General features: G+C 29.3%; 17 protein-coding genes. 9 read left to right on the top strand and 8 right to left on the bottom strand.

The window, feature by feature from the left end; translation table 11 throughout:
- Positions 1 to 117 precede the first annotated feature (117 nt).
- The 5 genes from Q0762_RS04065 (at position 118) to Q0762_RS04085 (ending at position 3,089) form a co-directional block, all read left to right on the top strand.
- The gene (locus tag Q0762_RS04065) at positions 118 to 1,236 is read left to right on the top strand and encodes a DEAD/DEAH box helicase (protein WP_298763883.1); all 1,119 of its coding nucleotides are present in this window, start codon (positions 118 to 120) and stop codon (positions 1,234 to 1,236) included.
- 1 nt (position 1,237) lies between these two features.
- Positions 1,238 to 1,864, top strand: a complete 627-nt coding sequence (locus tag Q0762_RS04070; protein WP_298763885.1) for a trimeric intracellular cation channel family protein — start codon at positions 1,238 to 1,240, stop codon at positions 1,862 to 1,864.
- Between the two features lie 5 nt (positions 1,865 to 1,869).
- Positions 1,870 to 2,328, top strand: a complete 459-nt coding sequence (locus Q0762_RS04075) for a MaoC family dehydratase (RefSeq protein ID WP_298763887.1) — start codon at positions 1,870 to 1,872, stop codon at positions 2,326 to 2,328.
- Positions 2,329 to 2,443: 115 nt separating this feature from the next.
- A complete protein-coding gene (locus Q0762_RS04080) occupies positions 2,444 to 2,887 on the top strand; it encodes a hypothetical protein (RefSeq protein WP_298763917.1) in 444 nt (147 codons plus the stop codon).
- A gap of 1 nt (position 2,888) precedes the next feature.
- Positions 2,889 to 3,089: a helix-turn-helix transcriptional regulator gene (locus tag Q0762_RS04085; RefSeq protein ID WP_298763919.1), complete on the top strand. Its 201-nt coding sequence runs from the start codon at positions 2,889 to 2,891 to the stop codon at positions 3,087 to 3,089.
- 59 nt (positions 3,090 to 3,148) lie between these two features.
- On the opposite strand, the gene Q0762_RS04090 is transcribed toward Q0762_RS04085, so the two are convergent.
- The 4 genes from Q0762_RS04090 to Q0762_RS04105 are packed head-to-tail and all read right to left on the bottom strand — an operon-like array spanning position 3,149 to position 8,255.
- A complete protein-coding gene (locus Q0762_RS04090; RefSeq protein WP_298763921.1) occupies positions 3,149 to 4,546 on the bottom strand; it encodes a TolC family protein in 1,398 nt (465 codons plus the stop codon).
- Between the two features lie 3 nt (positions 4,547 to 4,549).
- On the bottom strand, positions 4,550 to 5,911 hold the full coding sequence (locus Q0762_RS04095) for a biotin/lipoyl-binding protein (protein WP_298763923.1): 1,362 nt from the start codon (positions 5,909 to 5,911) through the stop codon (positions 4,550 to 4,552).
- A gap of 5 nt (positions 5,912 to 5,916) precedes the next feature.
- Complete coding sequence (locus Q0762_RS04100) at positions 5,917 to 7,581, bottom strand: ATP-binding cassette domain-containing protein (protein WP_298763924.1); 1,665 nt, start codon at positions 7,579 to 7,581, stop codon at positions 5,917 to 5,919.
- A 2-nt stretch (positions 7,582 to 7,583) separates the two neighbouring features.
- Positions 7,584 to 8,255 (bottom strand): TetR/AcrR family transcriptional regulator, encoded by a 672-nt coding sequence (locus Q0762_RS04105; RefSeq protein WP_298763925.1) that lies wholly within the window; start codon positions 8,253 to 8,255, stop codon positions 7,584 to 7,586.
- Between the two features lie 238 nt (positions 8,256 to 8,493).
- Here Q0762_RS04105 and Q0762_RS04110 point away from each other — a divergent pair, with 238 nt between their 5' ends.
- Together Q0762_RS04110 and Q0762_RS04115 are read left to right on the top strand one after the other, a co-directional pair.
- Positions 8,494 to 8,946, top strand: a complete 453-nt coding sequence (locus Q0762_RS04110) for a cold-shock protein (RefSeq protein ID WP_298763926.1) — start codon at positions 8,494 to 8,496, stop codon at positions 8,944 to 8,946.
- Positions 8,947 to 9,051: 105 nt separating this feature from the next.
- Positions 9,052 to 11,568: an outer membrane beta-barrel protein gene (locus Q0762_RS04115; protein WP_298763927.1), complete on the top strand. Its 2,517-nt coding sequence runs from the start codon at positions 9,052 to 9,054 to the stop codon at positions 11,566 to 11,568.
- 22 nt (positions 11,569 to 11,590) lie between these two features.
- Here the strand turns inward: Q0762_RS04115 and Q0762_RS04120 are convergent, their stop codons facing one another.
- The 3 genes from Q0762_RS04120 to Q0762_RS04130 are packed head-to-tail and all read right to left on the bottom strand — an operon-like array spanning position 11,591 to position 18,436.
- Positions 11,591 to 12,526 (bottom strand): transglutaminase family protein, encoded by a 936-nt coding sequence (locus Q0762_RS04120; RefSeq protein WP_298763928.1) that lies wholly within the window; start codon positions 12,524 to 12,526, stop codon positions 11,591 to 11,593.
- On the bottom strand, positions 12,527 to 15,082 hold the full coding sequence (locus Q0762_RS04125) for a circularly permuted type 2 ATP-grasp protein (protein WP_298763930.1): 2,556 nt from the start codon (positions 15,080 to 15,082) through the stop codon (positions 12,527 to 12,529).
- Positions 15,083 to 15,097: 15 nt separating this feature from the next.
- Positions 15,098 to 18,436, bottom strand: a complete 3,339-nt coding sequence (locus tag Q0762_RS04130; RefSeq protein WP_298763931.1) for a DUF2126 domain-containing protein — start codon at positions 18,434 to 18,436, stop codon at positions 15,098 to 15,100.
- A gap of 250 nt (positions 18,437 to 18,686) precedes the next feature.
- Between Q0762_RS04130 and Q0762_RS04135 the strand changes: the two genes are divergently transcribed.
- Together Q0762_RS04135 and Q0762_RS04140 are read left to right on the top strand one after the other, a co-directional pair.
- Positions 18,687 to 20,153, top strand: a complete 1,467-nt coding sequence (locus Q0762_RS04135) for a circularly permuted type 2 ATP-grasp protein (protein ID WP_298763933.1) — start codon at positions 18,687 to 18,689, stop codon at positions 20,151 to 20,153.
- Between the two features lie 9 nt (positions 20,154 to 20,162).
- Positions 20,163 to 21,113 (top strand): alpha-E domain-containing protein, encoded by a 951-nt coding sequence (locus Q0762_RS04140; protein WP_298763935.1) that lies wholly within the window; start codon positions 20,163 to 20,165, stop codon positions 21,111 to 21,113.
- A 3-nt stretch (positions 21,114 to 21,116) separates the two neighbouring features.
- Here the strand turns inward: Q0762_RS04140 and aroB are convergent, their stop codons facing one another.
- Positions 21,117 to 22,175 (bottom strand): 3-dehydroquinate synthase, encoded by a 1,059-nt coding sequence (gene aroB / locus Q0762_RS04145; RefSeq protein ID WP_298763937.1) that lies wholly within the window; start codon positions 22,173 to 22,175, stop codon positions 21,117 to 21,119.
- Positions 22,176 to 22,178: the final 3 nt, after the last annotated feature.

Below are 22,178 nucleotides of genomic sequence, written 5' to 3' on the forward strand. Positions count from 1 at the left end.
GGCATTTTTTATCTAATAGAACCATGTATTATTGGTTCATAAAAAATAGCGATACACTTTCCGTTTAAAATCATTGCAATAAAAGTATCTTTGCCAAAGATTTAGAAACACAAAGTTATGTCAACATTTTTAGCATTAGGAATTCAGCAAGAATATATACAAGGTTTAAAAGAATTAGGAATTAAAGTTCCGTCTGAAATTCAAGAACAAGCTATACCTATTTTATTAAAGTCTAAAACCGATTTTGTTGGTTTAGCGCAAACAGGAACTGGTAAAACTGCAGCTTTTGGTTTGCCAATACTTCAAAATATAGATGCTTCTAAAAATGAAATTCAGGCGCTAATTTTATCGCCCACAAGAGAGTTGGTGCAACAAATAAAAAAACAACTTTTTAAATTTACGAAATACTGTAATGATAAAATTTTTTTAGAAGCCGTTTATGGTGGCGAAAAAATAGACATTCAAATTAAAAACTTAAAGAGAACAACACACGTAGTTATTGCAACTCCTGGTAGGTTGGTAGATTTAATAGAACGTGGCGAAATTGACATTAGCAATATAAATACTTTGGTTTTAGATGAAGCTGATGAAATGTTGTCTATGGGTTTTAAACAAGATTTAAACCGTATTTTAAAGTTTACGAAAGGCGAAAGAAATACATGGTTATTTTCTGCAACAATGCCAGAAGAAATTCAACGTATAATTAAAACTTATATGGATTCTAATGCACCAAGAGTAGAAGTAAATAAAAATGCATTGGTAAACGAAAATATTAGGCATCAATACGTAAAAACAACAATCAAGCAAAAAACAGATGCCATTATTTCTTATATAGAAAAAAGAGGAACAGAACGCGGTATTATTTTTTGTAGAACAAAGTTAGGCGTTCAAAACCTGTGCAATCAATTAAAAGAAGAAGGTTTTTCTGTAGGTGCCTTAGAAGGAGATATGCAACAAAGAGACAGAGAAAAAGCAATGAGAGCATTTAAAAACGGTAGCTTACAATATTTAATTTCTACAGATGTTTCTGCAAGAGGTATAGATGTTAGAGGCTTAGAATTTATAATTCATCACCAATTACCAGAGCAATTAGAATATTATACGCACAGAAGTGGAAGAACTGCAAGAGCTGGAAAAACTGGGAATTCTATTGCGTTTATTTTACCAAGTGAATTGGAAAGAATTCATCAAATACAAAAAAATTTACAGATTAAGTTTACAGAGTTAAAAGTTTAACATGAATATTATTTATGCCATAGACATTTTAGGAACATTTGCTTTTGCAATAAGTGGTGCATTGGTGGCTCTTGATAAAAAATTAGATGTTTTTGGTGTAATTATAATAGCGTTTGTTACAGCTGTTGGTGGTGGTATGTTAAGAGATATTTTAATAGATGCACATCCTATAAATTGGATTGGAGATTTAAATTATCTCTACACTATTTTTATGGCAGTTGTTGTTACTTTTTTATTTAAATCTAAAATTTCGCACTTAAGTAAAACCATGTTTTTGTTTGATACAGTTGGTTTAGGTGTTTTTACTTTGTTAGGTTTAAAAAAAGGAATTTCTTACAATTTACAGCCAATAATTGCCTTAATTATGGGCATGATTTCTGCAGTGTTTGGTGGCGTCTTAAGAGATGTTTTAACAAATAAAATTCCTTTAATTTTTGAGAAAGAAATTTATGCTTCTGCATGTTTAGTAGGTGGTTTTACCTATATGTTAATTAACAAGTTAACAGAAGTTCCAGAAAATATAAATTTTATAATTGCTTCAGCTGTAGTTATTATCATTAGGGTAGTTGCTGTTAAATTTCATTTAGAATTACCAAAAATAAAAAATGATGTATTTACAAAAAAGTAAGTAGTATGTTGGTTTTTGAAACAATTGCTGATTTTAAAAAGTACTTAGGAAAAGATTTACCAACAGGGAATTGGTATAAAATAACCCAAGAAATGATTGCCAATTTTGCCAATGCAACTTTAGATAAACAATGGATTCATGTAGATGAAGTTAGAGCAAAAAAAGAATCGCCTTTAAAAAGTACCATTGCGCATGGTTTTATGTCTGTTGCCATGATTTCTAAATTATTAGAAGATATATTTATAATTAAAAGCCTTAAAATGGGCTTAAATTATGGGTTAAATAAAGTGCGTTTTCCTAATCCTGTTCCTGTAAATAGCCAATTAAGAATGCATGCAAAGTTAACAGCTATAGAAGATTTAGCAAATAACGGAATTAAAGTTACTTTTTCTTGTACCATAAAAATTAAAGGCCAAGAAAAACCAGCTTGCGTGGCAGAATTTCTATGCGCTTTGTTTGAATAATCACTATTTTATGTATTATTTTTTACAAAATGTAAAATAAACTTGTCATATTTAAAAATGTAAAGTATATTTGTCATTATAGTAAATATATTTGTCTAATTGTAAAATAAATAAGATGTTAAAACAAACCATTTGCGAAAGAGAAAGAAGTCAATTAAAAAAAATGAATAAATTTCAATTGGGTAATTCCTACAAAAAAGTAGGAATTATTATTGCAATAGTAAGTTTTCTTTTCATGATTTTAAGAAAATATGTAGAAGCTTCTGAGTGGGTTAGACCTATTTTACATGGATTTTTATTATTCGGACTTTTAGTAATATCTGTATCAAAAGAAAAGTTAGAAGATGAATTTGTTGATAGTTTACGTTCACAAACCTATAGATTAGCATTTATTTTAGCCATTGTATATGCTTTGGTACAACCATTAATAAATTATGGAGTAGCAGTTTTGTTACATCAAGATGATGAATTACAGGGATTTAGTTATTTTCAAGTGTTGTTTTTTATGTTGATTGTTCAGTTATTATTTTTTTGGCAATTAAAAAGAATGAATAAGTAATATGAAAAATACACTTAAAGTTCAGCGTGCTATTTTAGATTTAACTCAAGACGATTTAGCCAAAAAAATTGGGGTTTCTAGACAAACCATCAATTCTATTGAAAAAAATAGATATGTACCTTCTACAGTATTAGCTTTAAAACTCTCTAAAGTTTTTAATATTTCAGTAAATGAATTCTTTATTTTAGAAGAAGAAGATTAAAACTAAAAAAAATCCTTCAAATAAAAAGTTTGAAGGATTTTTTAATTAATTTTTTTTTATTAATTGATAGAAATAACTGCCTCTTTAAACAAAGTTGCTTTTGATTTAAAGAAAGCGTTTTCTAATTTAATAGCTTTCAATTTAGAGTCTATAAATTTTTGTTCACGAGAATTTACTAAAAACAAAGAGCTTTCTCCTAAAAAGAATTTACGTTCCTCTGCTTTTAACAATACACTGTAATCCCTTACATTATTGGCAGTATAATCGCTTTGTAGTATAAAAGATTCTAGCTCTTGCAAAATGGCGTCTATTTTATTTTTAATGACCACTCTTGTTGCTTCTCTTTCAAAAATTTGATCTTGTAATTTAATTTTCGCTAATTTTAAATCTCCACGCTGTTTTCTAATAAATAAAGGCGTACTAAACTTTATTCCACCTTTGTAATTATCTACACCAAAAGCATTAAATTGGTTTACTTCTGGGGCAATAAAATTATAATTCAGGTCTATTTTAGGCAGTAAATTATTCAATTTTAGTTTACGTTCTACGTCTAAACTTTCTACTTTAAAGTTTAAAGACCTTATTTTTGGATGATTTTCAAGATCAAAATTTTCATTATTAAATAGGGCAATATTAAAAGTTCTATCTATGCTATTAAAGGTATCTACATCTGGTATTATGTTTTCTTTCAATTCTATTGGTGTATTGTCATTCAACCATAAAAAATTAGACAATTCTAAAGAAGATTTAATAAGATTAATACGCGCTTTTTCTAAATTTAACTTTCTAGTGGTTAAAGTTATACCTGCCTCTAAAGTATCTATTGCTGGTTTTTCTCCTTCTTCAAAGGCTCTTTTAGTACTTTGAAAACGGATTTTAGCATTTTCTAAAAAATCTTGAAAAACTAGCTTTTCATTATACGTTTTTAACCAATTAAAATAAGATAACGAGGCATCATACAAAATTTTGTTTACCATTATTTGTTGATCTTCTCTGGCTTGATCTCTAAAAAATTTGGCTTGTTTTAAAGACGCCATTCTATCATTAGTTAATAAATTTCTAGCTAATGAAACGGATACACCTGCACTGTATAAACCCTCTAAAGGAACATTATTTTCTGGATTTAAAAAAACACCATCATTTTGCTCAAAAGTTCCTTTAAATTCTATACCATACCAAGTAGGTATTTTAAAAGCACCGTTTAGTTTGTTGTAATATTCCGTTTCTTTAAATAATTTTTTATCGTAGTCTACTTCTATTTTAGGATCAAAAGCACCTCTAGCTTTTAATAATTTAGCTTCACTATTATTAATAATTAAGTTTGCTTGTTTCACAATTGGATGATAGGTTTTAACATAACCCAAATATTCAGATAAAGTCATAATAGACTCTATTTGATTTTGTGCATTTTGCTGCCAAAAAATCAACAGAAATATTAAAATACTATATTTTTTCATATTTTATTTCTTTTTTGCGTCTGATTTCCCTTTTCCTTTTGCGTTTGGTTGATAGTAGTTAGGAGGGAAGCCATTTAACTGTCTCCAAAGTTCAAACCAAATTGGCACATCTTCTAAAAGAGCAATTGTTCTTGCACCAGAGCCAACTCTAATAGCTTCTGGCCATTTGTGGTCTGTTTCATCTGGTGCTAGTAATATACGAAACATGCCATTATCACTAATAAAATTTTCTATAGCCACAACTTTTGCGCCATACGTACCATAAGATACATTTGGCCAACCAGAAAATACAATTGCAGGCCAACCATCAAATTGTACGCGCACTTTTTCATCAATATGTAAAAGTGGTAAATCTATTGGTCTTACAAAGGTTTCTACGGCAAAATCAAATTTTTGCGGCATAATACCAACTAAAGATTCTCCTTCTTTAAACGTGCCTCCAATACCACCTTTAATGGCTTTATTTATGTAGCCGTTTTGTGGAGCAGTAACATATAATAAATTTCTTCTAATTCTGTAATTGCTATTGCTGTTTTCTAATTTAGAAACCTGTACTTCAGCATCAAAACCACTAGACATTGCAGTAGACATATCACTTTGTGCTTTAGAAATTTTATTAGTGTATTCTGCATTAATTCGGTTTAACTCTATTCTTGCGTTAATTACATTATTTTTGCTTTCTAATAATTTGTTTTCTTTACCAATTAATTCCGCCTGTGTTTTTTGTAATTTTAAATTTTTCTCCTCAACATCTTTAACAGGAGAAATTCCCTCACTTTGTAATGTTACTGCACGATTAAATTGTCTTTCTGCAATTTTAATATTTGTTTTTGCAGCCTCAAACTCTATGCTATCACTTTGTACTTTAAGCTTAGATTGTAGCAGTTTGTTTTCTGCCATATCTAACTTTAATACTTGCTCATTTTTAAGTGATTTTATTTGCCTTTGTAAGGCGTTTACTTTTTCTTTATAAGCGCCAACAGATAAAACTTTTGAATTAATTTGTTGATTGGTTCTCTCAATTAATTGATCGTCGAAATAATCACTCTTAATTTCAGAAATTCTAAGAATAGTATCTCCTTTTTTAACAAAATCTCCTTCTTTTACAAACCATTCTTCAATTCTACCAGGAATTTGAGATTGTATACTTTGTGGTCTTTGATCTGGAGTTAAGGTAGTTACAGATCCATTACCAGAAATATTTTGTGTCCATGGTAAAAACAGTAAAATTAAAAGTAATAAAGCAAAAATTATTAAAAAACGATTTAAGCTTTTGTAATAGTTTTTATTAAAAACTTTTTTACCAGATTTGTAAGACGTTAAGTCTATATTTTTATATAATTGATTGTTAGATATGTTTAACATTGTATTTATTTTATAATTTTTATAGAACCACTATCTAAAGTAATTATTTGATTGCATTGCGTCTTCCATTTCTCTTTATTACTTACCACAATTAAAGCCCAAGGTCTTTCTGGAGCGGTTAAATAACTAATAATTTCTTTGGTTTCATCTTTATTAAATTGATCTAAAGGTTCTTCTAAAATCATTATTTTTGGTTGTTTAATAATGCCTCTAGCCAATATTATTTTTTTTGCAATTGTAAAAGAAATTTGTTTTCCTTCTGGATGTATAATTGTATCTAAACCATCTTCTTGTTCTCTTAAAAATTGACTTAAGCCTACAACATCCAATGCTTTAAAAATACGGTCGTCTGTAATTTCTTTGTTCCCAAAAACTAAATTGTCTCTAATGGTACCTTCAAAAGGTGTTTCTTCTGCAAGAGATAAACCCAATTGAGATCTGTAATGATTTAAGTGTAAGCTGCTTAATGATAGGTTGTTTACATAAATATTACCAGCAGTTGGTTCTATAACACCAGCCAATAATCTTAACAAACTAGATTTTCCTGAGCCACTTTCTCCATTAATAAGAATTCTACTGTTAGGTTTTAAAGTAAAAGAAATATCCTTTAAAATTGGTTTTTTTCTATTTGCAACGCTGTATGTTACATTATCTAATTCTAAGATTAAACCATCTTTAAATATAGGTTTGTTTCCTGTTTGAGATTCTAGATTCTTATCAACAACTTGTCCTATTTTTTCTATTGATGTTAATACGTCATAAAAAGATTCTAGACCCACAATTAGCTTTTCAACAGACTGTATTACCAATAAAATTATAATTTCTGCTGCTACAAATTGCCCTATATTCATTTCTTGATTTAAAACCAAGGCACCACCAATTAATAGTAAACTGGCAGTAACAATAACTTTAAAACCAATCATTTGGCTAAATTGTAATATTAATATTCTAAAGTGATTTTCTCTAGCTTCTATGTATTTGTTAACTAAGTCATCATTTTTTTCTAGTGCTAAATTGGTATTTCCAGACAATTTAAAGCTAACTACTGTTCTTGCCACTTCTTGAATCCAATGTGCTACTTTATACTTTATTTTAGATTCTTTTAAACTGGTTTCTAAACCTTTTTTGGCTGTAAATTTAAAAACAATAAAAATTAGAAATAATAATAAAATACCAAATATTATAAAAAATGGGTGATAAAAAGATAGTAGCAATAAAGCAAAAACAATTTGTAATAAGGCAGTTGGGACATCTAACAAAATTTTAGATAACCCTTTCTGAATGGTTAACGTATCAAAAAATCTATTGGCCAATTCTGGCGGATAATAATCTCTTAACTCATTCATTTTTATTTTAGGAAAACGGTAACTTAACTCAAAAGAAGCTCTCATAAAAATTCTTTGTTGTATGGTTTCAATAATTCTTAATTGCATTAATTGTAAAGAACCAGAAAAAATTACCCCAATAGTTACTACAATTACTAAAATTACCCAAGAAGTAGAAATTTGCGCACCTTGTATTAAGTTAATAATTGCTTGAATACCTAAAGGCAAAGATAAGGCTACAAGACCTCCAAAAATAGCGTAGTAAAAAATTTGAAAGATATCTTTTTTCTCTAATTTCAAGAGATTGGTAAACCTTTTCCATGGTGATAATGGTGTAGTATTCATAATTATAAAATAGTATTTTTAACTAATTGAGTAAAAAAGTGTGTAGGTGTTTGTTCTTTTGTGTAATTTGTTATTGATGGGAAATGTTCATTTAAAAAATGTTGTCTTAGACCACCTTCTAATATAGAGGAAGCTAAACTTAAAGCATATTCATACGATGGCTTTATTTCTAGAATAATACGTTCTAAACGAACTATTATTCTTTTGTATACTTCAAAATATCCTTCTTTATTTTCTGTATCTACCTTTTTTGTTAAAAAAGATTTAGAACTTTCATTCACAATAATTTTGTACAAAATAGCTTCGTTTATATGAGAATAATTGCTATCTAAAGTAACCTTTCTAGTTACTATATAGATAGCTTTTTCTAATTTTTCAATTTTATCAGAAATACTGTAGGTTTCTATAACTAAAAGATATTCTAACCAAGCCCAATACCAAGAAGATAAATAAAGTAACAATTTATGTTTACTTTCAAAATATCTGTAAACCGAACTTTCATTTGAGCCAATTTTTGCACCCAACTTTTTAAAAGTAAAGTTTTCGAAACCAATTTCATCTATTAGCAAAATACTATGCTCAATAATTTTTTTACCTAGCACAGAAGTTTCTGGGTCTTTTAAAAATATTTTATCGGGTACAGATATTTTTAAACTGGATAATAAACTTTTCATTTTTATAAATTAAAGTGCGAATATAATAGTAATGCTTTCAAAAATAAAATAGGTACTATTTTTTTAGTTAATATTTAACATCTAAAACAAAGTTTAAAAATTCAATGATATTTTGTATCTTTGTATTGTTAAAGCGTGGTAAACCATATTTTTATTATTTAAAAGTGTATTATTTTTGATTAAAAATGATTGCTGTCTTTAACATGAATACTAATTATTTAATACTCTAAATTTATTAATGGCAAAATCGCAACAAACATTTAGTAAAAGTGAAAAAGAAAAAAAACGTTTAAAAAAGCGTTTAGATAAGCAAAAGAAAATGGAGGCTAGAAAAGCCGAAAAAGAAGAAAATGGCACAACAGGAATACAGTTTGCTTATGTAGACCATAATGGTAATTTAACAGATACGCCGCCAGATCCAGAATTAAAAGTAGAATACGAATTAGAAGACATACAAATTTCTACAACTAAAAAAGAAGATTTGCCTGAAGAAGATCCTGTTAGAAAAGGAAAAGTATCTTTCTTTGACACTTCTAAAGGTTTTGGTTTTATTATTGATACAGAAAATAACGAAAAATATTTTACACACGTTAGTGGTTTAATTGATCAAATTGCAGAAAATGATAAAGTTTCTTTTGAATTAGAAAAAGGAATGCGTGGTATGAATGCTGTAAAAGTTACTAAAATTTAAAACATACTTTTTAATATATTTAAGGTCTTTTCAATTTATTGAAAAGACTTTTTTTTTAGGCAAAATGTAATTTATATTTGCTCAAAAATAAACGACCTTATTACCATGAAAAATAATTTAAAGTTTTCTTTTTTAATACTTTTTTTAATTTCTAGTTTGGCTATAAAATCTCAAATTAAAGGTAAAGTAGTAGATGCTTTAGATAATTATCCTTTAGAATTTGCTTCTGTAGCTTTGTATAAAACAACTTCAAAAACTTTAGAAACTGGTGTTATAACCAACGCAAAAGGTCTTTTTACTATTCAAAATATTAAACCTGGTACATATTATTTAGAAATTTCTTTTTTAGGCTATCAATTAAAAACTATAAAAAATATAAGTATTACTATTAAAAATCAGAAAAAAGAGCTTGGTGTTTTAAGTTTACGCTTAGGTAAAGGTAGTCAACTGAATGAAGTTGTTGTTAAATCTGAAAAAAATGTTGTTTCTCACAAAATAGATAAACAGGTTTTTGATGCCAAAAAGTTTCAAAATGCAATTGGCGGAAATGCAGTGGATGTAATTAAAAACTTACCATCTGTTAATACAAATGGTTTAGGTGAAATAAGCGTGAGAGGAAGCACAGGATTTACCGTATTAATTAATGGAAAACCTACTCAAGGAGATCCTTCAAGTATTTTGGCACAATTGCCTGCCAATGCTTTACAAACGGTAGAGTTGGTTACTGCACCTTCTGCAAAATACGATCCTGAGGGAAAAGCGGGAATTTTAAACATAATCACTAAAAAAGGAGCTATAGATGGCACTTTTACTCAAATTAATTTGCGTGGTGGTTTTCCTTCCATAGAAAATTATAATACTCAAGTTCCTGCAGAAAGATATGGATTAGATGCAACTGTAAATAAAAGAACGGGGAATTGGAACCTTTCATTTGGTGCGAGTTATCAAAGAAATGATAAAACTGGTAGAAGAGAAGGGGATGTTTTTATAAATAATATGTTAGCCAATAGAACTACTTTTTTACCTTCTGATGGTGAGCGTAGTTTTGATGAAGTTACGTATAATGGAAGGTTTAATGTTGATTATAATCCAGATGAAAAGAACATTTTTTCTCTTGGTTTTTTTGCAGGAAAACGCACTAAAGAGCGTTTGGCAGATATTGTTTATAATAATTCAGCAGTTTCTCCTATTGGTAGCAATAATCTATTGTATGAGTTCACTTATTTCAATCATAATTTAAGAATTAGAAAAGCAGATTTTGCCTTAGGTAGTTTTGATTATTCACATAAATTTGATAATACTTCTAAAATTACGACTTCATTTTTATATGAATATACATTTTTAGGTGGTCCTACAGAAAATGATAATTTAGGTTTTCCAGACAGTTCAATTGTGTATCAAAGAGAATTTAATACCAATGATAATCCGTTGTATGGTGCAAGATTTAATTTAGATTATCAATTTAAACCTTTCCGTTTTGGTATTTTAGAAGTAGGTTATCAATATAGAGATTTAGATCATACAGGTAAATTTGTATATCAAAGAGATGGTGCTTTAGTGCCAGAATTTTCTAGCGATATTCGTTTAAAAAGAAAAATTCATTCAGGATATTCTCAAATAACGGGTAAAAGAAACAAATGGGCTTATAATGCAGGTGTTCGTTTAGAGGCTATGGATAGAGTTTATAAAGAAACTTTAAGAAGTGATGGTATTCTAAATACATTCAACTTAGATTTTCTAAAATTATTTCCTTCTGTATCCTTACAATATAATATTAATGACAAAACCAATGTAAAAACAGCTTACAGTAAAAGAGTTGAGCGAACAACTACTTTTAAGATGAATAGTTTTGCTGAGCGAGAACATTCTGAAGTTTTTGAACAAGGAGATAATACTTTACAACCAGAATTTATAGATTTGGTAGAATTGGGCATTACAAAAAAGCTTAAAAAAGGAAATGCTGTTTATGCTACAGCGTATTTTAGACATGTAGACAACGTTATTAATAGAGTAAATACTTTGGCTTATCAACAAAATGGTGCAGTAATAGATAGTATTATTAATAGAGTATATTCTAATGTAGGCAAATCTAATACCATTGGTTTAGAAATTGGTGCTACTATTAAACCAACCAAAAACTGGACAAATTTTGTAGGTTTTAATATCTATAATTATGATATTAATGGCGTTCTTAACTTTAGACATAGAGATGGTATTGCTCGAGATTATAATATTGATAACAATTCAACCATTTATTCCATTAATGTAAATTCAACATATAACTTTTGGGAAAATGCTTCTTTACAGTTTACCTTTAATTACTTATCAGATAGAGTAACTGCTATGGGTGAAGATTCTCGTTTTTATTCGCCAAATTTAACCTTTAGAAAAAAACTATTTAAAGAGAAGTTAGTAGCTACTTTACAATGGCAAAATATGGATATGGATTTATTAAAAACAAATGAGCAACGAATTACAACTTCTAGAGTAAATGAATTTTTTACCACTACAAATTACAAATATGAAGTAGATATGATAACTTTAAACCTTTCTTACACATTTAACGCGGCTAAAAATAAATCAAAATTTATTGATAGTGAATTTGGTAAAAGAGAGTTTTAAAATATTTAACTTTTAAAGTAGATTATTGCTGCTGCTGCTGTTGCTGTGTTTGTTGTTGTTCGTTTTGGTTTTTTGCGGGTCTAATATCTACTGAAACTTTCATTGTACTTTTACCAGATCCATAAATAACGCCTTTTAATGGTGGTACATCATAATAATCTCTACCATAAGAAGTAATAATGTGTTGGTTTTTTGGTATTTGATCATTTGTAGGATCAAAATCTACCCAACCAAAATTAGGTATATAAACAGAAAACCAAGCATGAGAAGCATCTGTACCTACTAATTTTTCTTTTCCTGGAGGTGGTAAAGTTTCAATATAACCACTTACATAACGTGCAGGTAAACCAACAGAGCGCACACAAGCAATGGCAACTTGCGCAAAATCTTGACAAACACCCTTTTTTGCTTTCATTACTTTATTTATTGGTGTTGATACAGTACTAAAATTAGGATCAAATTTAAAGTCTGTAAAAATACGTTGCATTAATTCTTTTGAGGCTTCATAAACAGAACGTTCTGGTTTAAAAGAAACTTCTGCATATGCTTTAATAATGGGCGAAATGTTTTTAATAAATTTAGAGTCTAATAAAAACTGTTTCGCATCTAAAATTTCTGTATTTGTATTTTTTAAAGCAGCTTTTGCTTCATTTAATGTAAGTGCAAAAGATAATGGATAATCTTTAATGTTTTTTTGTAATTCGTAAGCTCTTTTAATTGTGCTTTTTGCGGTTACAATTAATTCTTTGTGTTGTTTTTCTATGGAAAAGTGCGTAATTAAATTTCCATAAAAGTCTTTTTTTTCTGATATTGAAGCAGGCTCTGGAGTAATTTCTAAGTCAAAATCTAACACCTCTTGACCAGCTGAATTTTGTGGTTTTAAATTCGCTAAATTGTGGCAATAAGTAACTGTATCGCTATAGGTATAACTTGTGGTATGTATTACAGAAAAAATCATTTATTCATTTAAGTTTTGTTGTACTAATTGACTTTGTTCTTCAGAATGATTGAAATACAGATCCGTTAAAGAAATATAAGTTTGGTGTAAACAATCACTTAAATTGGAAAGCATTTTGTCTAAACTTTTTCTTGTATAATCTTCTTTATCTGTTGCAATTAAATCTTTAGCATTTGCGTTTTCAATAATTTCAAAAGCCTCTACTATTGCTTGCTGAACAGCTGTAAACTCTATATTGTTACTTTTTTTAGGGAGTTTAAAAACATCTTTTCTAATTCGTTTTATTTGGTATTTTAAAGATTTAGGATAAGAATTGTCTAATAAAATTAAATTAACCACATTTTCTACATTCAAATAAGATCTAAAACTGTATCTATAAATATTTAAACTTTCATGACTGTTTAATAAAGATTCTAAAATTTCGTATTCTACATCTTCATCATAAGTAATAGCTAACAAAGCTCTAGTTTTATCTATAGTTATGGTTGCCAATTCTATTTGTAAACCAATAAAGTAGAGTAGTAGACCCTGATCTACTAAAATACTTTCTTCAATTAAACCAATAAATGCAATTAGTTTGGTAATAATATTGTCTAATAGTTTGGTTATTTTAGGAATGTTTTCGTGGTCTTTTTTATCGAAATCTTGCCACTCTTTTTGCAACATATCATACACACGCCACATATCTTTAGACCATAAATTACGTAACGAATAGTAAGAATTTTTAAAAGATAATAATGCATGTGCTAAGCTACCAACTTTGGTATCTTCAAATAAAACAATGGCAATTTCTTTTAAAGGATTTTCTAGTGCTTTTTCTTTGTTTTTGCCACTAAAACCAGGAAATATAGAGGTTAAATGAGTAACAGATTGGTAAAGAATCTGTAAACTTTCTGAGTCAGATTCTCGTTTGTTAAACTCAGCATTAGAAGTTTGGTTTAAAACCATTCTAATATATCTGGCTGTAGCTAAAGTTCTAGCCAAATACCTACCAGACCAAAATAGGTTTTCTGCGGTATTACTTTGTAAATTTTCTATACCTTTTAATACATTTGTGCTAGAATGATGCCAATGATAGCGTTGTCTTTTTTTGGTAAAATCATCACTAGTATTTGTTACCCAAAAATCTTTACTGGTGCCACCTTTTTGGTTAGATACATTTAATTCTTCTCGTTCAGCAGCAACTCTTACCAAACCACCTGGCATAACACTGTAAGAATTCTCTTTTGCCACAGAAAAGGTTCTACACATTACTTTTCTGGGTTCTAAATTTTCTTTGGTAAGATTTGGTGCCGTAGAAAAAGAAATTTTTTGCTGCGCCACAAAACGGTAAGGTTTTGCTAGAATTTTTTGTTTTAATTTCTCTAATTCTTTTTCTGACAAAAATTCACAGAAATAAATACTTTCTCTGTTTGTTTTATCAATAGGTTTTACAACCAGGTCTTTTATGTTTTCTAAAACATACTTTAATTCTTTTTCTTGTCCACACCACCAGGATGCAATTTGTGGTAATAAAAGTTCTTCTTTTAAAAAGTATTTACAAATTGAATTTAAAAAAGGAATTAACCCCGGGTTTTCTAATACACTGCTACCTACAGGATTCATAATGGCAACATTGTTTTTTCTTACCACTTTTAAAAGACCTGCAACGCCTAAATAAGAATCTCCTCTTAATTCTAAAGGGTCTACAAACGCATCATCTACACGCCTGTAAATTACATCAACCTGTATTAAACCTTTTAGGGTTTTTATCCATACTTTTTCATCTCTTACCACTAAGTCATTTCCTTTTACCAAAGGATAACCTAAAAAAGAAGACAAATAACTATGTTCAAAATACGTTTCGTTATGTGGACCAGGTGTTAAGATTACAATATTTGGATCCTTTTTATTGTTAGGTGCACTATTTATTAAAAGTTCATTAAAATCCTTAAAAAAATCAAACGGTTGTTGTACGTTAATATCTGTAAAAAAGTTAGGAACTACTTCTCTTGTAGAAAATCTATTTTCTAAAGCATAACCCATTCCAGAAGGTGCCGCAGTTCTGTCATTAACTACCCACATTCTTCCATCTGGACCTCTTGCCAAATCAGCCGAATGAATTAAAAGATTTTTATTGGTGTTGTACTGTATTTGGTCACAAGGTCTTAAAAAACCTCTGTGAGAATAAATAATTTCTTGTGGTACAATACCTTCGCTAATTAATTCTCTTTTACCATAAATATCTTTTAAAATTAAATCAAAAAGTGTGGCACGTTGTTTTAATCCTTCTTCTAAAGAATTCCATTCTTTTTGATCTATAATAAAGGGAATTATATTTAAACTCCAAGGTCTATTTAATCCGTTAGGATCATTATAAACATTGTAAGTAACACCATTTTCTGATAGCAACCAATCTAAATCTTCTTGTTTTTTAATTAATTTTGGTATACCCAAAGAAGAAAAGTTAGCTAGTAATTTTTTCCAATTAGAATTTATAGTCATATCAGATCTTAAAACTTCATCATAATTTTCAAAATCTTTAAAATAATCTTTAAATAATTCATTCGTCACCATACGCACACTTACCGTTTATTTTTTAAAACGCAAATCTAAGGTATTTGGATATTCTGGGTTCACAGGAATCTCTTTAAAACTGAATTTTTTTAAACTTCCTTGTTTTTCAACAGAACGCTCCACATCTTTGTCGGTATTTTTCTTTTTTTCTTTCTCTGTGGATATTTCACCTTGTGTATGACCAAAATCCCAAAAACGATTGATTCTTCTAGATTCTGCCTCAAAACTATTTATAGGATAGGTTTCATAAGATCTACCTCCTGGATGCGCAACAAAATAGGTGCAACCACCAATAGAACGTTTGTTCCAAGTATCTACAATATCAAAAACCAAAGGTGTATCTACTCCAATTGTTGGGTGTAGTGCAGAGTAGGGATTCCAGGCTTTATAACGCACACCTGCAACATATTCTCCATGCACACCAGTGTTGTTTAATTGTACTTTTACACCATTACAAGTTAAGATATATCTTTCTTCTGTAAAATTACTAACTTTTACTTGTAATCTTTCTAAAGATGAATCTACATACCTCGCAGTTCCACCGCCTGTCATTTCTTCACCTAAAACATTCCAAGGCTCTATTCCTGCTCTTAATTCTAAATGAATGGTATTAATATCAACCATACCATATAAAGGAAAACGGAATTCGAAAAACGGATTAAACCAATCTTCTTTAAATTTGTAACCTGCTTTATTTAGTTGATTTACAATATCTTTAATATCTTCTCTTACAAAATGTTCTATTAAAAATTTATCGTGTAATTCTGTACCCCATCTTACCAAATCATGTTCGTAAGGTTTTTTCCAAAACCAAGAAACTAAGGTTCTTACTAATAAGTTTTGTAGTAAACTCATTTGTGCATGTGGTGGCATATCAAAACCTCTTAGCTCTAAAATACCCAATCTACCAGAAGAAGAATCTGGAGAATACAATTTGTCAATACAAAACTCTGCTCTGTGAGTATTTCCTGTTAAATCTGTTAATAAATGACGAAATAAACGGTCTGTTAGCCAAAAAGGAACATCGCCATCTTTTGGTATTTGACTAAACGCAATTTCTAATTCGTATAAGCTATCATGTCTTGCTTCATCTACTCTTGGTGCCTGACTTGTTGGTCCAATAAAAGAACCAGAAAATAGGTAGGATAAACCTGGATGATGTTGCCAAAACGTAAGTAAACTTCTTAATAAGCTTGGTTTACGTAATAAAGGACTGTCTTTTGGAGAAACACCGCCTAATGTAACATGGTTTCCACCACCAGTGCCTGTATGTTTGCCATCTAGCATAAACTTTTCTGTTCCTAATCTAGATTTTTTAGCTTCATTATAAATGGTAAACGTTGTGTTTTTAAGTTGTTTCCAGTTTTTAGACGGATGCACATTTACTTCAATAACTCCTGGATCTGGAGTTATTTTCATAGATTCTAATCTATTATCATGTGGTGGGCCATAACCTTCTAAAATTACAGGAATTTCTAATTCTCTTGCTGTTGCTTCTATAGATGCCAACAAATCTAAATATTGTTCTGCATCTTCTAAAGGTGGTAAAAATAAATGTAATTTTCCTTCTCTAATTTCAGAGCACAAGGCTGTTCTTACAAAATAATTTGGCATATTTTGTGGAATACCATTTTGTAAATAATCTGCATGCCTTTTAGAAACAATTTGTCTAAAACTAGGCAAACGTTTCTTTTTTGAAAATAAATCTGGTTCGTATATAGGAAAAAGTTCGTGTTCTGGTTTTTGTTGTAAGCTATTTAATGGTAAACGCAAACCTAAAGGAGAGTTTCCTGGAGTTAAATAAATATGATTTCTTCTAAAAGTCCACTCGCTGCTAAACCATTTTTCTTCCGTTTTATTTAATGGCAAAACAAAACCAACAGGTTTAGACATTCCATTTTCTAAAATTTCATTAATTTTTTTCTCAGCTAATGTACTGTCTTTATCTTCTTCAGGATTGTAATCTATTGGTAAATTCCCTTTCTCATACAACATTAAAAAAGCGTCTTCATAGGTAGGCTTTATGTGTTTTGGCGTAACGGCTAAATACCTTGTAAGTGTTTCTAAAAATAAAATATCTGCATTTTCAGGAATTTGTGTTTCTGGAGCTAGAGCAGCCAATAAATTGGGATTAAACCATATTTTTCTTTCGTCTTTTCGCCAACATAATTCAATAGACCATCTTGGTAATGGTTCTCCTGGATACCATTTGCCTTGCGCATGATGTAAAAAACCACCTTCCGAAAATTTATCTAAAAAACGTTTTGATAAATCTGCGGCCAATTTTCTTTTATGGACACCATCTGCATCTGTATTCCATTCTGCGCCTTCCATATCGTCTATAGAAACAAAGGTAGGTTCGCCACCCATAGTTAAACGAACATCGTTTTTTTGCAGTTCTTTTTCTACTTTATTTCCTAATTTATCAATGGCTTTCCATTGTTCTTGGGTGTAAGGTTTGGTAACTCTTGGCGATTCAAAAATTCGGGTTACAGAATTTTCAAATTCAAATTCGGTTTCACAAACGTCAGAAAGTCCAAAAACGGGAGCAGCACTTTCAAAAGAAGGTGTACATGCTAAAGGAATATGACCTTCACCTGCTAATAAACCAGAGGTGGCATCAAAACCAATCCAACCAGCACCTGGTAAATATACTTCTGCCCAAGCATGTAAATCTGTAAAATCTTCTGCAGGTCCAGAAGGCCCATCTAAAGATTTTTCATCAGACTTTAATTGCACCAGATATCCAGAAACAAAACGTGCGCCAAAACCTAAATGTCTTAAAGCTTGCACTAATAACCAAGCATAATCTCTACAAGAACCGTTTTTTTGATGCAACGTTTGCTCACAAGTTTGCACACCAGGTTCCATTCTAATGTTATAACTTAGGTATTCATAAATTTTTCTATTGATGTCTATTAAAAAGTAAATTGTTTTTCTAGGCGTCATGTCTAAAGAAGCAACAAAATCTTTTAATAAATCTCCTCTCTCTGTAACCTCTAAATACGGCTGTAACTCTTTTTGTATGGTTTCATTATAGGTAAAAGGAAATTCTTCTGCAGATTCTTCTACAAAAAAATCAAACGGATTAATTGTTTTTAAATCAGCAATAATTTCTACATCTATAGAGAGTTCTTTAGTTTTATCCGGAAAAACTACTCTGGCTAAATAATTTCCAAATGGGTCTTGTTGCCAGTTAAAAAAATGGTTTTCTGGTGTTATTTTTAAAGAATAAGATTCTATTGGTGTTCTAGAATGTGGCGCTGGACGCAACCTAAAAATGTGTGGCGAAAGTTTAACGGAACGATCATATTTATATTTTGTTTTATGAGATATTACAATTTTTAATGCCATTCTAGATGTTTTTTGTAAATATTTTGACTGAATTATTTCTTTGAAAAATACAATTATTGGTAAAATTAATCATTTTTAATTAAATTATTACAAATAAAAATATTATTGAATTTTTACAAAAATTGATTTTTTGATAAATTAAAATCAGTGATTTGCTTGTTTAGGCAAAAATAATTCAAATAAATCATATATTTTATTCTTAATTTACTTTTTATTTTATTAGTTTTACAAAACCAAAAGCAACCACGTTTTGAAAGCACCTATTAATTTACCTATTTTTTCATCTTACGAATTTGATTCTAGATTTTATGATGAAATTTTTACAGAAAATAACCAAGTTAGAGAAGTTTATGAAACTTTATTTAATTTATTTAGTGAGTATTCTGTAAATGACTTTTCTAACCTAAATGAAAAGGCAAAAGATGCTTTTTTTAATCAAGGTATTACTTTTCAAGTGTATGGAGATCAAGAAACTAAAGAGAAAATTTTCCCTTTTGATTTATTTCCAAGAATTATTGGGAATAAAGAATGGACTAAAATAGAAAAAGGAGCTTTGCAGAGAAGTAAAGCTTTGAATGCGTTTTTATGGGATTTGTATCATGATCAAAAAATAATTAAAGATGGTATTGTTCCTATAGAATTAATAAATTCTTCTGTGAATTTTTTAAAGGAAATGAAAGGTTTTAATCCACCAGGTGGCATTTACAATCACGTTTCTGGAACAGATTTAATAAAACATTCCGATGGTGATTATTATGTTTTAGAAGATAATATTAGATGTCCTTCTGGGGTAAGTTATGTTGTTGGTAACAGAGCAGCATTAAAAAGAACTTTATTTGGTGTTTTCAATCACTATCAATCTTATAATGTATCAGATTATGGGCAAAACCTTTTAGAGATTATAGAATCAGTAAAACCTAAAGGTGTAGATTTACCAAAATGTGTGGTATTAACTCCTGGAGTTTACAATTCGGCTTACTACGAGCATTCTTTTTTAGCTAAGCAAATGGGTGTAGAATTGGTAGAAGGACGCGATTTGTTTATAGAAAATGATTTTGTGTATATGAAAACCATTAGAGGTTTAGAAAGAATAGATGTAATCTATAGAAGAGTAGACGATTTATTTATAGATCCTTTAGCATTTAAAAAAGATTCCTTATTAGGTGTTCCTGGTTTGTTTAAAAGTTACAAAAAAGGAAAAGTATGTTTAGTAAACGCACCAGGAACTGGTGTTGCAGATGATAAAGCGATTTATACCTACATGCCACAAATTATTAAGTACTATTTAAATGAAGAACCCATTTTAAATAATGTACATACTTACCATTGTAGCAGACCAGATGAATTGAAATATGTTTTAGAAAATATAGATAAATTGGTTATTAAACCTGTAGATGAATCTGGTGGTTATGGAATTTCTATTGGAAATAAATTAACGAAAGCAGAAATAGAAAAAGTAAAAATCACAATAAAAGAAGATCCAAGAAAATACATTGCACAACCTATAATGTCTTTATCTACACACGCTACATATATAGAAGAAGAAAATTCTTTTGAGCCTAGACATGTAGATTTAAGAACGTTTACATTATTAGGTAAAGACAAAGATTTTGTTTTAAAAGGTGGTTTAACAAGAGTTGCTTTAAAAAGAGGTAATTTGGTAGTAAACTCATCTCAAGGTGGTGGTTCTAAAGATACTTGGATTTTAAAAAAATAAAATAATTTTATGTTAGCAAGAGTAGCCAATAATTTATTTTGGATGGGACGTTATATAGAACGTTCAGAACACATAGCAAGATATTTGAACGTGAATTATTTCTCGTCCTTAGATGCACCAAATGATCTATCTCAATCTAGACAATTTGTATTGCGTTCTATGCTTTTTGTGGCAGATGAAGAAGAATTAAAAGATCTAAAAGAGTTTGATGAGCAAAAAGTGTTGTTTGATATTGGTTTAAATCCAGAAAAACAATTCTCTATTTTAAATTCTATAAGTAACGCTCAACAAAATGCAAATAGTGCTAGAGATTTAATTTCTTCAGAATTATATGAATCTATAAACACCCTTAAAAGAGCTGTAATTAGTTTTGATAAAGACAAGTTTCTTAAAAATGGTTTGTTTGAATTTACAAAAATGATTACCACAAATGTACCTTCTTTAAGAACTAAAATTAGAGGAACTTTATTGCATGATGAAGTGTATGCAATAATAATGCTAGGTATTTATATTGAAAGAGCCAACCAGGTAATTAGAATTGTAAACTCTAAATATAATGATGCATTAGTAGGTAAAGTAAATTCTGATATTTCTGTAGAAACAAGTTATGAGTGGACTACTTTACTAAAATGTGTAGAAAGTTATGATATGATGCGAAGGTATTACAGAAAAGCTCCTACAAGCACCACTGCTTTAGATTTTTTAATTTTAAACCCCTATTGTCCACGTTCAATAATGAAATCTTTACACAATATACATTACTATATTGGTTATTTATGTAAAGACGACATACCACATAAAGATTCTGCAGCATTTTTTATCGGTAAATTAAAATACGAACATCAATATAAAACCATAGAAGATGTGCAAGGAGACCTAAAAGGATTTATAGAAAAGTTAGTGGAAGATCTTTCTCTTATAGGTGAAAAAATGGATAAAGATTACTTTAGCAGATTTTAAAAACTAAGCATTATAAAACTCCATGCTTTCTATTATTAACTGTTCAGCAACTTTACAATCTAATTTGTAATCTTCATAATCGTTTAATAATACAAAGTTTACTTGTCCGTTTACGTTTTTCTTGTCGTGTTTTAGCAATGCTATTATTGCTGTAAAATCTTCTTTTAAAAGCGTAATTTTTTCATAAATAGATAAAACCACAGCTTTAATTTCGTTTACATTAGCTTTAGGAAAATCTAATAGTTTGTGAGACATGTAGCTTTCACAAACCATACCAATGGCAATAGCTTCGCCATGTGTTAAGTTCTCTTTATTTTCAGATTCTAAATAAAAAGACTCAATTGCATGACCTAAAGTATGGCCAAAATTTAAAATTTTTCGCAATCCATTTTCTTTAGGATCTTGTAAAACAACTTCATTTTTAATTTCTATAGATCTAAAAATTAAATCGCTAATTTTTAAATTATTATTTTCCTTAATTTCTTTAAAAAGTTTTAAGTCGTAAGTAATACCATATTTAATAATTTCTGCAGTACCAGATTTTATTTCTCTTTCTGTAACTGTTTTTAAATATTGCTCATCTACAATAACCATTTGCGGATTTGCAAACAAACCAATCTGATTTTTTAAAACACCCAAATCTACGCCAGTTTTACCGCCAACAGAAGCATCAACCATAGAAAGTAAAGTAGTAGGTATGTTTACAAAATCTATTCCTCTTTTAAAACAAGAAGCTACAAAACCACCTAAATCTGTAATAACGCCGCCGCCTAAAGTAATCACCAAACTTTTTCTATCTCCACCTAATTCTGTAATTGCATTCCAAACGCCAATACAAGTTTCTAGATTTTTATTAATTTCTCCAGAGGCTATTTCTATAACTTCAATAGGTCTTTCCGTCTTTAAATTGGGTATAAATTTAGGATAACAGTGATCCATTGTATTTTCATCAACCAAAATAAAAATAGTAGAGTATTTTTTTTCTGCTATTAATTTAGAAAGTGCGATATAGCCATTTTCTTGAAAATGAACAGGATAACTAATTGCTTTTATAGAATTCATTAC

It is taken from the genome of uncultured Polaribacter sp., assembly GCF_947495205.1.
Taxonomy (GTDB): domain Bacteria; phylum Bacteroidota; class Bacteroidia; order Flavobacteriales; family Flavobacteriaceae; genus Polaribacter.

Excerpts from the sequence above, each read along its gene's own strand:
- Q0762_RS04080 (WP_298763917.1), top strand. The coding sequence starts at position 2,444 with ATGTTAAAACAAACCATTTGCGAAAGAGAAAGAAGTCAATTAAAAAAA.
- aroB (WP_298763937.1), bottom strand. The coding sequence starts at position 22,175 with ATGAATTCTATAAAAGCAATTAGTTATCCTGTTCATTTTCAAGAAAAT.
- Q0762_RS04065 (WP_298763883.1), top strand. The coding sequence starts at position 118 with ATGTCAACATTTTTAGCATTAGGAATTCAGCAAGAATATATACAAGGT.
- Q0762_RS04075 (WP_298763887.1), top strand. The coding sequence starts at position 1,870 with ATGTTGGTTTTTGAAACAATTGCTGATTTTAAAAAGTACTTAGGAAAA.
- Q0762_RS04110 (WP_298763926.1), top strand. The coding sequence starts at position 8,494 with ATGGCAAAATCGCAACAAACATTTAGTAAAAGTGAAAAAGAAAAAAAA.
- Q0762_RS04125 (WP_298763930.1), bottom strand. The coding sequence starts at position 15,082 with ATGGTGACGAATGAATTATTTAAAGATTATTTTAAAGATTTTGAAAAT.
- Q0762_RS04090 (WP_298763921.1), bottom strand. The coding sequence starts at position 4,546 with ATGAAAAAATATAGTATTTTAATATTTCTGTTGATTTTTTGGCAGCAA.
- Q0762_RS04140 (WP_298763935.1), top strand. The coding sequence starts at position 20,163 with ATGTTAGCAAGAGTAGCCAATAATTTATTTTGGATGGGACGTTATATA.
- Q0762_RS04100 (WP_298763924.1), bottom strand. The coding sequence starts at position 7,581 with ATGAATACTACACCATTATCACCATGGAAAAGGTTTACCAATCTCTTG.
- Q0762_RS04130 (WP_298763931.1), bottom strand. The coding sequence starts at position 18,436 with ATGGCATTAAAAATTGTAATATCTCATAAAACAAAATATAAATATGAT.
- Q0762_RS04115 (WP_298763927.1), top strand. The coding sequence starts at position 9,052 with ATGAAAAATAATTTAAAGTTTTCTTTTTTAATACTTTTTTTAATTTCT.
- Q0762_RS04120 (WP_298763928.1), bottom strand. The coding sequence starts at position 12,526 with ATGATTTTTTCTGTAATACATACCACAAGTTATACCTATAGCGATACA.
- Q0762_RS04095 (WP_298763923.1), bottom strand. The coding sequence starts at position 5,911 with ATGTTAAACATATCTAACAATCAATTATATAAAAATATAGACTTAACG.
- Q0762_RS04070 (WP_298763885.1), top strand. The coding sequence starts at position 1,238 with ATGAATATTATTTATGCCATAGACATTTTAGGAACATTTGCTTTTGCA.
- Q0762_RS04085 (WP_298763919.1), top strand. The coding sequence starts at position 2,889 with ATGAAAAATACACTTAAAGTTCAGCGTGCTATTTTAGATTTAACTCAA.
- Q0762_RS04105 (WP_298763925.1), bottom strand. The coding sequence starts at position 8,255 with ATGAAAAGTTTATTATCCAGTTTAAAAATATCTGTACCCGATAAAATA.